This window comes from Citrobacter sp. wls716 (genome assembly GCF_005280975.1).
Lineage (GTDB): Bacteria > Pseudomonadota > Gammaproteobacteria > Enterobacterales > Enterobacteriaceae > Citrobacter > Citrobacter youngae.
The window spans coordinates 13,924-26,650 of sequence record NZ_SZWX01000038.1 but is presented as its reverse complement, the minus strand read 5'-3'; the positions used below and the strand labels follow the sequence as shown (position 1 = coordinate 26,650).

The following is a 12,727-nucleotide window of genomic DNA, read 5'->3' as shown; positions in this document are numbered from 1 at the left end:
ACATCTGAGAGCAATGCTCGCCATAATTAACCGGTAGTGTCCCGTGAATGAAACGGAGTAAAAGTGGTAATGGGTCAGGAAAAGCTATACATCGAGAAAGAACTCAGCTGGTTAGCGTTCAACGAACGCGTACTCCAGGAAGCTGCTGATAAGTCAAACCCGTTGATCGAACGGATGCGTTTCTTAGGCATCTATTCCAACAACCTCGACGAATTTTACAAGGTGCGTTTTGCTGAACTGAAGCGCCGAATCATTATTAGCGAAGAACAGGGTTCAAACTCTCACTCCCGCCATCTGTTAGGCAAAATCCAGGCTCGGGTATTAAAAGCCGATCAGGAATTTGACGGCCTGTACAACGAGCTGCTGCTGGAGATGGCGCGCAACCAGATTTTCCTCATCAACGAACGTCAGCTATCAGCCAATCAACAGAGCTGGTTACGCCACTACTTCAAGCAATATCTGCGTCAGCACATTACGCCGATCCTGATTAACCGCGAGACGGATTTAGTCCAGTTTCTGAAAGATGACTACACCTATCTGGCGGTGGAAATTATCCGCGGCGATACAATCCGCTACGCGTTGCTGGAAATCCCTTCTGACAAGGTTCCCCGTTTTGTGAATCTGCCGCCGGAAACCCCGCGTCGCCGCAAACCGATGATCCTGCTGGACAACATCTTACGTTACTGCCTTGACGACATTTTCAAAGGTTTCTTTGATTACGATGCACTGAACGCCTATTCGATGAAAATGACCCGTGATGCCGAATACGATTTGGTGCACGAGATGGAATCGAGCCTGATGGAACTGATGTCATCCAGCCTGAAACAGCGTCTGACCGCAGAGCCTGTGCGTTTTGTTTATCAGCGCGATATGCCCAATGCGCTGGTTGAAGTACTGCGTGAAAAGCTGACGATCTCTCGCTACGACTCCATTGTCCCCGGCGGGCGTTATCATAACTTCAAAGACTTTATTAACTTTCCCAACGTTGGCAAAGCTAACCTGGTGAACAAACCCCTGCCGCGTCTGCGCCATATCTGGTTCGATAAAGAGAAGTTTCGTAACGGCTTTGATGCCGTACGTGAACGCGATGTGTTGCTTTATTATCCGTATCACACCTTTGAACACGTTCTTGAACTGCTGCGCCAGGCCTCATTCGACCCGAGTGTGCTGGCGATAAAAATCAACATTTACCGTGTGGCAAAAGATTCGCGCATCATCGACTCGATGATCCATGCTGCGCATAACGGTAAAAAAGTGACCGTGGTGGTGGAACTGCAGGCGCGCTTTGATGAAGAAGCCAACATTCATTGGGCCAAGCGTTTGACCGAAGCGGGCGTTCACGTCATCTTCTCCGCACCAGGCCTGAAAATTCACGCCAAACTGTTCCTGATTTCGCGTAAAGAAGGCGATGACGTCGTGCGCTATGCACATATCGGCACCGGGAACTTCAACGAAAAAACAGCGCGTCTGTATACCGACTACTCGTTGCTGACCGCCGATTCACGCATTACCAACGAAGTCCGCCGGGTGTTTAACTTCATCGAAAACCCGTATCGCCCGGTAACGTTCGATTATCTGCTGGTCTCCCCGCAGAACTCACGGCGCCTGCTGTACAGCATGATCGACAAAGAGATCGCTAATGCACAGCAAGGGTTGCCTTCTGGCATTACCCTGAAGCTGAATAATCTGGTCGATAAAGGGCTGGTTGACCGCCTGTATGCGGCTTCATGTTCAGGTGTCCCCGTTAATTTATTGATCCGCGGTATGTGCTCACTGATCCCGAATCTGGAAGGCATCAGTGACAATATTCGCGTCATCAGCATTGTTGACCGCTATCTCGAACATGACCGGGTCTATATCTTCGAGAACGGGGGCGATAAGCAGGTGTATCTCTCCTCTGCTGACTGGATGACCAGGAACATCGATTATCGAATTGAAGTTGCCACACCGCTTCTTGACCCACGCCTTAAGCAGCGCGTGCTGGATATTATCGATATCCTGTTCAGCGACACGGTGAAAGCCCGCTTTATTGATAAAGAACTTAGTAATCGCTACGTACCGCGCGGAAACCGCCGTAAGGTTCAGTCACAATTAGCGATTTACGACTACATCAAATCACTCGAGCAACCTGACTAACTCTATGCCAATACACGACAAGTCTCCACGACCGCAGGAATTTGCTGCGGTCGACCTTGGTTCAAACAGTTTCCATATGGTCATTGCCCGCGTGGTTGATGGCGCAATGCAAATTATCGGGCGACTGAAACAACGCGTACATCTGGCGGACGGCCTTGGCGCGGATAACAAGCTAAGCGAAGAAGCGATGGAACGCGGATTAAGCTGCCTGTCGCTGTTCGCCGAACGTCTGCAAGGCTTTCCCCCGTCAAGCGTATGCATCGTGGGAACCCATACTTTGCGTCAGGCGCTGAATGCGCCAGATTTTCTCAAGCGAGCGGAAAAAGTCATCCCCTATCCGATTGAGATTATTTCCGGTAACGAAGAAGCCCGACTGATTTTTATGGGCGTGGAGCACACCCAGCCGGAAAAAGGTCGCAAGCTGGTTATCGATATCGGCGGCGGCTCAACAGAACTGGTGATCGGCGAAGATTTCGAGCCTAAACTGGTCGAAAGTCGCCGTATGGGTTGCGTCAGTTTTGCCCAGATGTACTTTCCGGGTGGTGCGATCAGCCGGGAAAACTTCCAGCGCGCCCGTATGGCGGCAGCGCAAAAACTGGAAACGCTCACCTGGCAATTTCGAATCCAGGGCTGGAACGTTGCACTGGGAGCTTCAGGCACCATCAAAGCAGCCCATGAAGTGCTGCTTGAAATGGGTGAGAAAGATGGTTTTATCACCCCTGAACGTCTGGACAAGCTGACAACAGAAGTCCTGAAGCATGCGTCATTTGAGGCACTCAGCATGCCGGGGCTGTCAGAAGAACGAAAGGCGGTTTTTGTTCCCGGTCTGGCAATACTGTGCGGTGTTTTTGATGCCCTCGCTATTCGTGAACTCCGGCTTTCCGATGGCGCGCTGCGTGAAGGTGTACTGTATGAGATGGAAGGCCGTTTTCGCCACCAGGACGTTCGCAGCCGTACCGCCAGCAGCCTGGCAAACCAGTACAACATCGACAGCGAACAGGCCCGGCGCGTGCTGGAAACGACCATGCAAATGTACGACCAGTGGCATACACAACAGCCCAAACTGGCCAATCCTCAACTGGAAGCGTTACTGCGCTGGGCAGCGATGCTGCATGAGGTTGGGCTGAACATCAACCACAGCGGACTACATCGCCACTCGGCTTATATTCTGCAAAACAGCGACCTGCCAGGTTTCAACCAGGAGCAACAGCTGATGATGGCAACCCTGGTTCGCTATCATCGTAAAGCGGTTAAGCTGGATGATTTACCCCGCTTTACGCTGTTCAAGAAAAAGCAGTTCCTGCCGCTAATTCAGCTGTTGCGACTTGGGGTATTGCTCAACAACCAGCGCCAGGCAACCACTACGCCGCCGACGCTCACGTTGATTACCGACGATAACCACTGGACGCTACGCTTCCCGCACGACTGGTTTAGCCAGAACGCGCTGGTGCTGCTCGATCTGGAAAAAGAGCAGCAATACTGGGAAGCCGTCACAGGCTGGTGCCTTAAAATTGAGGAAGAAAACTCACCCGATATCGCTGCGTGAGTGATCGACAGGTGCCAGCGTGACTGGCACCTGTTCTTCCAGAGTTTTATGCAGCGGTCGCGGCTCACCAATCAGATAGCCCTGCAAATAATCAATCCCCAGAGAAATCACCGCACTGCGTATTTCTTCGCTTTCAACATACTCCGCGACCACCAACATTTTTTTCATCCGCGCCAGGTGACAAATCGAGGCCACGATTTGGTAGTCGAGACTATTTGAGACAATGTTACGGATAAAGCTTCCGTCAATCTTCAGGATGTCGGCACTCACATTTTTCAACCGCGCATAGCTGGCATAGCCGGTACCAAAATCATCGATTGCAATCTGACAGCCCAATGATTGCAGCTGCAGTAACGTTGCCTGTGCCTGTTCCGCATTGGTTAAGGCGTTGCTTTCCGTGACTTCAAAAATCAACTGCCACGCTTCAACCTTGTACTTAACCAGTAGCTGGTTGATGTCATGCGGAAGTCGGGCGCGACATATCGACGTGGGTGACAAGTTAATGGCAAACCGATGAGCGGGCATTTTCTCCCGATTCTGCGCCATAAATTTCAGCGTATTTTCAATGACCCACAGATCAATGCTGGATGACAAGCCAAACTCATGGGCTACCGGTAAGAAATTATCAGGAGCAATCGTTTCACCTTCATCGCCCTGAAGACGCAGCAGGATTTCATGATAAACATCGCCGCGTACGCCAGAAATCGGCTGTGCCATCAGGAAGAAGCGATCATGCTCCAGTGCCTGCTGCAAACGATTCATCATTGCCACTTTATCTTTCAGATCCCGCTGCAGGTGCATTACGCCACGTCGCTGCAAACTCTCCGGCATATTGGTTGCCAGCGAGAGCTCGGCGATGGTGCTTAACTCCCCCAGTAACAGATAAATGTGGTTAACGGGTGAGCGAACATAGCAAAAACTGATCCCAACCTGCGGTTGCAGGGGCATGCCATCCCAGACAAAACGGAATTGCCTGATATGTTTGTCCAGCGCTTCAATACGCTGCTGATGTGACTCAGTATTAAAACGCAGTATTAAATCATTACCGGATAATTGAAAAACATATTCGTCTTGTTCCAGCAACGGCGCTATCCAATGTGAGAGTTTTTGCTTGTACTGGATACGCAACATAATACCGTAGTTTTTCACCAACAGTTCCATGCCCGGTATACGCAGAAAACAAAGCACTGACCATGGTGCTTTTTTCAGCGCTCGGTTCAATGCCCGCAGGTTTGGCAAATGCACCATCGGATCAAAATATGCCATACGATGTGTGCGTCGGGTGACAAATCGCTGACGCGTTGCCAGCACGGCAATGTAATTTACGATGAAAGAAAAAACGAGGTAACTCGAAGAGGTAATTGCAAGTTGTGTATCGTAACCCGAATACCAGGGCATATAGCGCTGATAATAATGAATGGCAGTTATCAACACGACTGTCCATATCATTGAAATAAATCGGTAACCGTAACGCATTGCGCCCCATAACATGACGGGCAGTAACAGAGACAAGGTATAATTTGTGCTGAATATCGAACTCTGTTCATTTAACGGCATACACAACAGAGCCATCAATAAAGTCAATATTATCAACCAGACAGCAAACTCTGTTCGCGTTACTTTGGTGTCAAATTGCTGCTTTAATTGCGAAAAATAGCCCCGTATATGCAGCGGGTTTCGAATGGTTCGGATGATAAAATAGCATAGAGGTATACCAACAAGGTTCCCTACCAGCATAGCCTGGTAGTTGATCAACGTTCCGGTATTAAAGGGCATAACGCCCACCATACCTGATTTGCTCTCGTATACGCCAACAAACGCAGCGAACTGGAAGAGAATCAGGAATAGCGTTGCCGGACAGAAAACCTGCCAAAACATGCGCTGAAACATCAGATGGGAGTCGCCGTGCGCCACGTTGTTTCTCCGGGGAGCAAAAGCTTTATATCCGCCCCAACTAAGCACCACTGTAACTATAAAGTGCGTAATAATTGACAGCGTTTCAAATAACCCAACCTGCGGATATTTGTACCAACCGATAGCAATGATTATTCCTGGCAGTGCCGCCCAACTAAAAAACAACATCAAGCTAATCATCAGCGCTAAAGGCAGGTAAAAAAGGATGACTGTACCGGTACTAATATGTGCGTAGGTATTGGCAGTGCTCAATAACGGCAACAGTAAAGATGGTAAGATGAGGGGCAGCGCCCACCATTTATCTCTAATATTTATATAGTTTTTATTGAGTTTCATAGATGCTCAGTAGAATCCCTCACATCATGTAGGGGTATTTTCTGTGAAGGGCATTCAGACAGGCATCCCACCTGACTTTAAAACTATGATGTAATACACATCACAATGACTCATCAATTTTAGTTACGGATAACCGACGGGGTTTGATATATGTCAAAAAAAATATCCCCCATTAATCAATTATTACCTTTTTCTTTATTTATGATCGTTTATTCATTATTAATGCAAATAATAATATTAATTTCCATAACATAAGTGGATAAAACCGTTGATGCAATTTTACATAACGAAGAATTGACCATTCCCTCTTAGTGTGCCTTAATGTAAGTATCGCCCACTGGTTGGGTACACTTTAAGGAACCTTTTGTGAGCCAGGTTACCAGCCTACGCAAACGACACCGATTTAACAGTCGCATGATCCGGATCGTACTGCTTATCAGCTTCATCTTCTTCTTCGGACGCTTCGTCTACTCTGCTATCGGTGCGTGGCACCACCACCAGGACAAGAAAGAATCCCAGCAGACCACCTTGCCGCAACAGACTTCTCCTGCTCAAACTGACGAACGCTGAACGCTCGTATCTGTGATCCCCTGTCTTAAGATTCCTTACCGGATGGCTAATCGCCTGACATTTAACCATCCGGTAAGGGATTTGAGCGATGAAACAATACGCTGTCTTACCCACCACACGCACTGAGTTATCGGATAAAAGACCGTGTTTTTCGCACAAATGCACAATCTTTTAATCCCACTTCACCTCACCATTCGCGCTCATTTTTACGTTCCGATTTACTGGGTATAAAAAGACACACTGTGTTCAAATAGACGTCAATTAATATCACCAAAAAATATCACGGACGAAAGCATTAATATTATGTATGAAATTAAATGCTTATTTGAATCATTACCATTTTAAATTCTACAGGGTAATACCATGAGTGGTTTTTCATTATTTCCGAAAATAAGCAGCGGTCTTGAATGGATCGCTGGACACAGCGATGCGGTTATTCAATTCGGCTGGAATATCGTTGCCGCCGTAATTTTACTGTTTGTCGGTAAATTTGTCTCTCGCATGATCTCCAGTGGTCTGGAAAAATTACTGTTAAAACGTAAAGTTGACCGAACCATTATCCAGTTCTTCACCGCGCTGGTACGTTACATTACCCTCGCCTTTGCCGTTGTTGCCGCATTGGGTCGCGTCGGTATCGAAACATCTTCCATTATTGCCGTCATTGGTGCCGCCGGGTTGGCCATTGGACTCGCGCTACAAGGATCGCTTTCCAACTTTGCCGCTGGCGTACTATTGGTCTCCCTACGTCCATTCCGCGCCGGAGAAGTGGTACAAATTGGGGCAGTCACCGGAACGGTGGAAAAGGTGCATATTTTCTCCACCACCTTGCTCACCGCTGACAGCAAAGAAGTGGTCATTCCAAACAGTAAGATCATCGCTGACAATATCATTAACTATTCCCGCCACCCTTTCCGCCGTATCGATCTGGTGATTGGCGTCGGCTATCAGAGCCGGATAGCTGACGTTAAGCGCGTGATTAACCATATTATCGAGCAAGATACCCGCATCGATAAGCAACGTGGGGTAACCGTTCGTCTGGGCGAACTGGGCGCTTCAGCATTGAATTTTTACGTCCGCGTATGGGTACCCAACATCGAATACTGGAATACCTATTACGATCTGCTGGAAAACATTAAAGAGGCCCTGGACGACAACCATATCGCCCTGCCGTATCCGCAGATGGATATTCGCGTTGAGAACGTAGCCCCCCAATCTCAACCCCAGCTACAGTTGGTTGATTAATTCACAGCGCTTCGGTATGAGCGCAATAAAAAACCCTCTATAAAAAGAGGGTTTTTTTACATATTACCGGTTCAGAAACCGCTAACAGAAAGGGCTATTATTCCCACTCAATGGTAGCCGGCGGCTTACCGCTGATGTCATACACCACGCGGGAAATACCGTTCACTTCGTTGATAATGCGGTTAGACACGCGGCCTAAGAAGTCATACGGCAGGTGCGCCCAGTGCGCGGTCATAAAGTCGATGGTTTCAACAGCACGCAGGGAAACAACCCAGTCGTATTTGCGGCCATCGCCCATCACACCAACGGAACGTACCGGCAGGAACACAGTGAACGCCTGGCTGACTTTGTTGTACAGGTCAGCTTTGTGCAGTTCTTCAATGAAGATAGCATCCGCGCGACGCAGCAGGTCGCAGTACTCTTTCTTCACTTCGCCCAGCACGCGTACGCCCAGCCCCGGTCCCGGGAACGGGTGACGGTACAGCATGTCGTACGGCAGGCCCAGCTCCAGACCAATCTTACGCACTTCGTCTTTGAACAGCTCACGCAGCGGCTCAACCAGACCCATCTTCATCTCTTTCGGCAAACCGCCCACGTTGTGGTGAGATTTGATGACGTGCGCTTTACCGGTGGCGGAAGCGGCAGATTCGATCACGTCAGGGTAGATGGTGCCCTGTGCCAGCCACTTAACATCTTCCAGCTTCAGCGCTTCTTCGTCGAACACTTCAACGAATACGCGGCCGATGATCTTACGTTTCGCTTCAGGATCGTTCTCGCCTTTCAGCGCGTCGAGGAAACGCTGTTCGCCTTCAACGTGAACGATGTTCAGGCCGAAATGGTCACCAAACATATCCATTACCTGCTGGGCTTCGTTCAGGCGCAGCAGACCGTTGTCGACGAACACGCAGGTCAGGTTTTTTCCGATTGCACGGTGCAGCAGCATCGCAGTCACAGAGGAGTCAACGCCACCGGACAGACCGAGGATAACTTTATCATTGCCAACCTGCTCACGAATGCGGGCAACGGCGTCATCGATAATTTTTGCCGGCGTCCAAAGCGCTTCACACTGGCAGATGTCGCGCACAAAACGCTCCAGCATGCGCATGCCCTGACGGGTGTGGGTAACTTCCGGGTGGAACTGCACGCCGTAGAAGCGTTTTTCTTCGTGCGCCATGATAGCAAACGGGCAGCTGTCAGTGCTGGCAACAGTCACGAAACCTTCCGGAATGGCAGTCACTTTATCGCCGTGACTCATCCATACGTCCAGCAGAGGTTTGCCGTCGGCGGTCAGGGAGTCTTCAATACCGCGGACAAGCGCGCTGTCAGTCTGAACCTCTACCTGCGCATAGCCGAATTCACGTTCGTTAGACCCTTCAACATGGCCACCGAGCTGCATTGCCATGGTCTGCATGCCGTAGCACACGCCGAACACCGGCACGCCGGCATTGAACACGTACTCTGGCGCACGCGGGCTGTTTGCTTCGGTGGTACTTTCCGGACCACCGGAAAGAATAATACCGCTTGGGTTGAATTCGCGAATTTGTGCTTCCGTAACATCCCATGCCCACAGTTCACAGTAGACGCCCAGCTCACGTACGCGGCGTGCGACCAGCTGAGTGTACTGCGATCCGAAATCGAGGATGAGAATGCGATGTTTATGAATATTGTCTGTCATTGACGCTAATTCCGAGGCAAGTGAAACAAATTCGCCCGGCACAGAGCCGGGCGCGGAAACTTATCAGGAGCCCATGCGGTAGTTAGGGGACTCTTTGGTGATGGTCACATCGTGAACGTGACTTTCCTGAATACCCGCACCGCTGATACGGACAAATTCAGCCTGAGTACGCAGCGCGTCGATAGTACCACAGCCGGTCAGCCCCATACAGGAGCGCAGCCCGCCCATCTGCTGGTGAATGATCTCTTTCAGGCGACCTTTATACGCCACGCGGCCTTCGATACCTTCCGGGACCAGTTTGTCGGCGGCGTTATCGCTCTGGAAGTAACGGTCGGAGGAGCCTTTGGACATCGCGCCCAGAGAGCCCATACCGCGGTATGATTTGTAAGAACGGCCCTGGTACAGTTCGATTTCACCCGGGGATTCTTCGGTACCCGCCAGCATGGAGCCAACCATGACTGCAGCAGCACCTGCAGCAATCGCTTTCGCGATGTCGCCGGAGAAACGAATACCACCATCGGCGATAACCGGAATACCGGTGCCTTCCAGCGCTGCAACCGCGTCAGAAACAGCGGTGATCTGCGGTACACCTACGCCGGTAACGATACGGGTAGTACAGATGGAGCCTGGGCCGATACCGACTTTCACCGCGCTGCAACCGGCTTCCGCCAGTGCGCGAGCACCAGCGCCAGTTGCCACGTTACCACCGATGATCTGCAGATCAGGATATTTAGCGCGAGTTTCACGAATACGCTGCAGTACGCCTTCAGAGTGACCGTGAGAGGAGTCAATCAGCAGTACGTCAACGCCCGCGGCAACCAGCGCATCAACGCGCTCTTCGTTACCTGCACCCGCACCGACAGCAGCGCCAACGCGCAGACGACCATGCTCGTCTTTACAGGCGTTAGGTTTACGTTCCGCTTTCTGGAAATCTTTAACCGTGATCATGCCGAGCAGGTGGAAGCTGTCATCAACAACCAGCGCTTTCTCAACGCGTTTTTCGTGCATTTTGGCAAACACGACATCGCGCGCTTCGCCTTCGCGAACGGTCACCAGACGCTCTTTCGGCGTCATGTAAACGCTCACTGGCTGGCTGAGATCGGTCACAAAACGTACGTCACGACCGGTGATGATGCCGACCAGTTCGTTATCTTCAGTCACAACCGGGTAGCCTGCAAAACCGTTACGCTCGGTCAGTTCTTTCACTTCGCGCAGCGTGGTGGTTGGCAGAACGGTCTGCGGGTCGGTCACCACGCCAGATTCGTGTTTTTTCACACGTTTAACTTCTTCGGCCTGGCGCTCGATGGACATGTTTTTGTGGATAAAACCGATGCCGCCTTCCTGGGCCAGGGCAATTGCCAGGCGCGCTTCCGTCACGGTGTCCATTGCCGCGGAGAGCATAGGAATGTTCAGGCGAATGGTTTTCGTCAACTGGGTGCTAAGATCAGCAGTATTCGGCAGAACGGTAGAATGAGCGGGAACGAGGAGGACGTCGTCAAACGTCAGGGCTTCTTTTGCGATACGTAGCATGGGCAATATCTCACCTGGGAGGTTATTAAATATTGCCGCGGCATTATACAGAGCGTAACCGATTGCATCCACACTTTTTTGCAAAAAAACCTTGCGCTCCTCTGTGAGCATGTTACTTTCGACTGAATAACCTGCTGATTTAGAATTTGATCCCGCTCACATGTTATCCTCTCAGACCACCTCAATTTTTACCGTAAGCCGCCTGAATCAGACGGTTCGTTTGCTGCTTGAGCAGGAAATGGGGCAAGTGTGGATCAGCGGTGAAATCTCCAATTTCACTCAGCCGTCCTCGGGTCATTGGTACTTCACGCTCAAAGATGACACCGCTCAGGTTCGCTGCGCGATGTTTCGCAACAGCAACCGCCGGGTAACGTTCCGCCCACAGCACGGGCAGCAGGTACTGGTACGCGCCAACATTACATTGTATGAGCCGCGTGGGGACTACCAGATAATCGTCGAGAGCATGCAGCCAGCTGGCGAAGGGTTGTTGCAGCAGAAATACGAGCAACTGAAGGCGAAGCTCCAGGCCGAAGGCCTCTTTGACCAACAGTTCAAACAGCAGCTCCCCTCACCTGCGCACTGCGTTGGGGTCATCACCTCGAAAACCGGCGCCGCGCTGCATGATATTCTCCACGTGCTGAAGCGTCGTGACCCTTCCCTGCCCGTGATTATCTACCCAACCGCCGTCCAGGGCGACGATGCGCCGGGACAGATTGTGCGCGCCATTGCGCTGGCGAACGCGCGGGGCGAGTGTGACGTATTAATCGTCGGGCGCGGCGGCGGTTCGCTGGAAGATTTGTGGAGCTTTAACGACGAGCGTGTAGCACGGGCGATATTTGCCAGCCGTATTCCGGTGGTGAGTGCCGTCGGCCATGAAACCGATGTGACCATTGCCGATTTTGTCGGCGACCTGCGCGCGCCAACGCCATCTGCGGCGGCCGAAATTGTCAGCCGCAATCAGCTTGAACTGCTGCGTCAAATTCAACAGGGTCAGCAACGTCTGGAAATGGCGATGGACTACTATCTCGCCAACCGAACTCGCCGATTTACCCTGCTTAATCACCGCTTGCAACAGCAGCATCCGCAGCTGCGTCTGGCCCGTCAGCAGACCGTGCTGGAAAGACTAAGTCAGAGAATGAACGCCGCTCTTGAGAATAAGATTAAACAGGCAAATCAGCGTCAACAGCGCATGCTGCAGCGTCTGAATCAGCAAACCCCGCAGCCGCGTATTCACCGCGCGCAAACACGTATTCAGCAACTGGAATACCGACTGGCGGAAAATATTCGCTCGCGCGTCAGCCAGCAACGCGAACGTTTCGGCAATGCGGTCACGCATCTGGAAGCCGTCAGCCCGCTGGCAACGCTGGCACGTGGTTATAGCGTCACTACCGCGACAGACGGCAAAGTGCTGAAGCAAACCAAACAAGTGAAGGCCGGTGATGTGCTCACCACCCGACTGTCAGATGGCTGGGTAGAGAGCGAAGTGAAAGGCGTAACGGCGGCAAAGAAAACGCGTAAAAAAAAGCCGGATTAAACCGGCGCAAACTCCACGCGTTTTTTCGAGATAAGGCCATGACCGTTCTGACAGAAATAATCCACTGCGCCGCAGGCTTTTAACACTTGCAGTGGCAGATGGCACTCCGGACAGCGCGCTTCTAACGGAATATCTTTTTTGCAGTTTTCACAGTGCGCCACACCGTTTTGCTGTTCCAGTTCTGCGTGACATTCCGGGCAGTTCATTGACATGATGACTCCTATAAAGGGCGTTCGGCTCTGCG

General features: G+C 51.1%; 9 protein-coding genes. 5 read left to right on the top strand and 4 right to left on the bottom strand.

Going from position 1 to position 12,727, the window contains the following annotated elements; all coding sequences use genetic code 11:
- Positions 1-69: 69 nt before the first annotated feature.
- Together ppk1 and ppx are read left to right on the top strand one after the other, a co-directional pair.
- The gene (gene ppk1 / locus FDX24_RS13625; protein WP_101741994.1) at positions 70-2,136 is read left to right on the top strand and encodes a polyphosphate kinase 1; all 2,067 of its coding nucleotides are present in this window, start codon (positions 70-72) and stop codon (positions 2,134-2,136) included.
- Positions 2,137-2,140: 4 nt separating this feature from the next.
- Positions 2,141-3,682 carry an exopolyphosphatase gene (gene ppx / locus FDX24_RS13620; RefSeq protein WP_061068325.1) on the top strand — a complete coding sequence of 514 codons (1,542 nt, stop codon included), beginning with the start codon at positions 2,141-2,143 and terminating at the stop codon, positions 3,680-3,682.
- On the opposite strand, the gene FDX24_RS13615 is transcribed toward ppx, so the two are convergent.
- Complete coding sequence (locus tag FDX24_RS13615; protein WP_137364472.1) at positions 3,662-5,932, bottom strand: sensor domain-containing phosphodiesterase; 2,271 nt, start codon at positions 5,930-5,932, stop codon at positions 3,662-3,664. The genes ppx and FDX24_RS13615 overlap by 21 nt on opposite strands.
- A 366-nt stretch (positions 5,933-6,298) precedes the next feature.
- On the opposite strand from FDX24_RS13615, the gene FDX24_RS13610 reads away from it, so the two are divergent.
- Together FDX24_RS13610 and mscS are read left to right on the top strand one after the other, a co-directional pair.
- Positions 6,299-6,502, top strand: coding sequence for a YfgG family protein (locus FDX24_RS13610; RefSeq protein ID WP_071887371.1), 204 nt, complete (start codon positions 6,299-6,301; stop codon positions 6,500-6,502).
- Positions 6,503-6,865: 363 nt separating this feature from the next.
- Positions 6,866-7,744 carry a small-conductance mechanosensitive channel MscS gene (gene mscS / locus FDX24_RS13605; RefSeq protein ID WP_137364471.1) on the top strand — a complete coding sequence of 293 codons (879 nt, stop codon included), beginning with the start codon at positions 6,866-6,868 and terminating at the stop codon, positions 7,742-7,744.
- A gap of 97 nt (positions 7,745-7,841) precedes the next feature.
- Here mscS and guaA read toward each other — a convergent pair whose 3' ends face one another.
- Together guaA and guaB are read right to left on the bottom strand one after the other, a co-directional pair.
- Positions 7,842-9,419 (bottom strand): glutamine-hydrolyzing GMP synthase, encoded by a 1,578-nt coding sequence (gene guaA, locus FDX24_RS13600; RefSeq protein ID WP_048224996.1) that lies wholly within the window; start codon positions 9,417-9,419, stop codon positions 7,842-7,844.
- A gap of 63 nt (positions 9,420-9,482) precedes the next feature.
- Positions 9,483-10,949, bottom strand: a complete 1,467-nt coding sequence (gene guaB, locus FDX24_RS13595; RefSeq protein ID WP_048210934.1) for an IMP dehydrogenase — start codon at positions 10,947-10,949, stop codon at positions 9,483-9,485.
- Positions 10,950-11,109: 160 nt separating this feature from the next.
- Between guaB and xseA the strand changes: the two genes are divergently transcribed.
- On the top strand, positions 11,110-12,483 hold the full coding sequence (gene xseA / locus FDX24_RS13590; protein ID WP_137364470.1) for an exodeoxyribonuclease VII large subunit: 1,374 nt from the start codon (positions 11,110-11,112) through the stop codon (positions 12,481-12,483).
- Here xseA and FDX24_RS13585 read toward each other — a convergent pair.
- Positions 12,480-12,695, bottom strand: coding sequence for a zinc ribbon domain-containing protein (locus FDX24_RS13585; protein WP_061068331.1), 216 nt, complete (start codon positions 12,693-12,695; stop codon positions 12,480-12,482). The two genes, xseA and FDX24_RS13585, sit on opposite strands and share 4 nt — an antisense overlap.
- Positions 12,696-12,727: the final 32 nt, after the last annotated feature.

Bases quoted from the DNA above. Each gene is read 5' to 3' on its own strand.
- ppk1 (WP_101741994.1), top strand. From the start codon at position 70: ATGGGTCAGGAAAAGCTATACATCGAGAAAGAACTCAGCTGGTTAGCG.
- ppx (WP_061068325.1), top strand. From the start codon at position 2,141: ATGCCAATACACGACAAGTCTCCACGACCGCAGGAATTTGCTGCGGTC.
- FDX24_RS13615 (WP_137364472.1), bottom strand. From the start codon at position 5,932: ATGAAACTCAATAAAAACTATATAAATATTAGAGATAAATGGTGGGCG.
- mscS (WP_137364471.1), top strand. From the start codon at position 6,866: ATGAGTGGTTTTTCATTATTTCCGAAAATAAGCAGCGGTCTTGAATGG.
- guaA (WP_048224996.1), bottom strand. From the start codon at position 9,419: ATGACAGACAATATTCATAAACATCGCATTCTCATCCTCGATTTCGGA.
- guaB (WP_048210934.1), bottom strand. From the start codon at position 10,949: ATGCTACGTATCGCAAAAGAAGCCCTGACGTTTGACGACGTCCTCCTC.
- xseA (WP_137364470.1), top strand. From the start codon at position 11,110: ATGTTATCCTCTCAGACCACCTCAATTTTTACCGTAAGCCGCCTGAAT.
- FDX24_RS13585 (WP_061068331.1), bottom strand. From the start codon at position 12,695: ATGTCAATGAACTGCCCGGAATGTCACGCAGAACTGGAACAGCAAAAC.